Below are 234 nucleotides of genomic sequence, written 5' to 3'. Positions count from 1 at the left end.
CGTTATTTCAATGCTTACGTTCCACGTATTTCAAAATATCGGTATGACCATTCAAGTCTTGCCTATTACCGGAATTCCACTTCCTTTTATTTCATATGGAGGTAGTTCACTGATGGGGAACATGTTTGCAATGGGTCTGATGTTTGGAATCTCATGGCACCACAAACGCTATATGTTTGGAAATGATTAAAGAGAGACGATCGTCTCTCTTTTTTCTTTTATCTCCCTATTAAG

Annotated in this window: 1 protein-coding gene; it reads left to right on the top strand. The window is 38.0% G+C overall.

The window, feature by feature from the left end; genetic code table 11:
* Positions 1 to 190 (top strand): FtsW/RodA/SpoVE family cell cycle protein (locus ACEN88_RS36320; protein WP_413347216.1); only part of this gene is annotated, 190 nt, incomplete at its 5' end.
* Positions 191 to 234: the final 44 nt, after the last annotated feature.

Source organism: Massilia sp. CT11-108 (genome assembly GCF_047302915.1).
GTDB classification, from domain to species: domain Bacteria; phylum Pseudomonadota; class Gammaproteobacteria; order Burkholderiales; family Burkholderiaceae_D; genus Telluria; species Telluria orientalis.
The sequence above is the reverse complement of the archived record's forward strand: the minus strand, read 5'-3'. Positions and strand labels throughout refer to the sequence as shown.